Source organism: Endozoicomonas sp. ONNA2, from assembly GCF_024606365.1.
GTDB lineage: Bacteria > Pseudomonadota > Gammaproteobacteria > Pseudomonadales > Endozoicomonadaceae > Endozoicomonas.
Genome location: NZ_JAHHPO010000824.1, coordinates 1 through 1,281, shown reverse-complemented (window position 1 = coordinate 1,281; position 1,281 = coordinate 1). Strand labels below are relative to the sequence as shown.

The following is a 1,281-nucleotide window of genomic DNA, read 5'->3' as shown; positions in this document are numbered from 1 at the left end:
CTGGACAATTTTGACAAATGCCTGACCGGGGCTGAGGCTGGACTGAACCTCCTGGCCGATGGCCCGTTCCCTGATCCGGTTGATAAACTCCCGGACTACCGGCAGGGCAACATCGGCTTCGAGCAGGGCCATACGCACTTCACGCAGGGTGTCCTTGATATTGTCTTCGGTCAGCTTGGCCTTCCCGGTTACTGTTTTCAGTGTCCGGGAAAGGCGTTCGGTTAAATTTTCGAACATTCTGGGAATTACCCTGAGCTAAGGTGTTTAAGCGGTTGCAGGTGCAGGATGACAGTCAGTATATAGGAATCGCGACTCAAGCGGCATCCATTTCAGTGGATTGGGTTAAAGGTTGTTTGTCTGGGACCCTGTAATATGACAAACTCCCGGTGCTGCTATTCATTGAAGCCTATGGACACAGAGGGCTTCCTGCTTTTGGTTTTTTCGCTGCTTTGGGGTAATGGGTTGCGCTAATGGGTGTCATGTTGGTCAGTATGGGTGCGCTTGGCTGCTATCTGGCAGGCACGGTCGGCCAGGGGTTGCGAAACGGCGGGCGTAAAGTACCCAGGTCTCCGGTTCTGTTGATTACTGCCCTCGGCCTGTTTTTTCACGGTATTGCGTTATACATCTCCATCCACACTGGTCGGGGTATTAATCTTGGTGTGTTCACCATGGGGTCACTGACCTCTATGATGGTGACCATGATGGTGTTACTGAGCAGTCTGAAGAAGCCCTCGGAAAGTCTGCTGGTCTTGATTCTGCCGATCAGTATGCTGGCCATTGTGCTGGCCTTGCTGGCACCGGTGGAACATATTGTCTGGAATACGGCATCATCAATGGTTTCCCATGTGCTGCTGTCGGTCATGGCTTATGGCATTTTGATGGTGGCGGCATGTCAGGCCATTTTGCTCTCTTATCAGGAACATCAGCTGCGCACTCACCGCCATACCATCAGAACATTGCCGCCGTTGCAAACCATGGAACGGCTGTTATTTGAGTTTCTGGTCCTTGGCGTTATTTTGCTGACACTCTCGCTGGGCAGTGGTTTTCTGTTCCTGGAAGATATGTTTGCCCAGCGGCTGGTGCATAAAACGGTATTGTCCATCACCGCCTGGTGTCTTTTTGCGGCACTGCTGGTTGGCCACTGGCGTTTTGGCTGGCGTGGGCAGACTGCGGTTCGCTGGACTCTGGCGGGTGTGCTTTTTATGCTCCTTGCCTACTTTGGCTCCAGGGTGGTGCTTGACTGCATGGTTTCCGGGCAATCCTGCTTTTGAGGGACTATGC

General features: G+C 52.8%; 2 protein-coding genes. One reads left to right on the top strand and one right to left on the bottom strand.

The features are described 5' to 3' along the window. The coding region (locus tag KDK14_RS14590; RefSeq protein WP_257265902.1) for a signal recognition particle receptor subunit alpha at positions 1-237 on the bottom strand (237 nt) is incomplete at its 3' end. A 233-nt stretch (positions 238-470) separates the two neighbouring features. On the opposite strand from KDK14_RS14590, the gene KDK14_RS14585 reads away from it, so the two are divergent. Further along, positions 471-1,271: an inner membrane protein YpjD gene (locus KDK14_RS14585; protein WP_257265901.1), complete on the top strand. Its 801-nt coding sequence runs from the start codon at positions 471-473 to the stop codon at positions 1,269-1,271. Positions 1,272-1,281: the final 10 nt, after the last annotated feature.

What these genes read in the sequence shown, in the direction of transcription:
- KDK14_RS14585 (WP_257265901.1), top strand. Translation starts at nt 471, where the DNA reads ATGGGTGTCATGTTGGTCAGTATGGGTGCGCTTGGCTGCTATCTGGCA.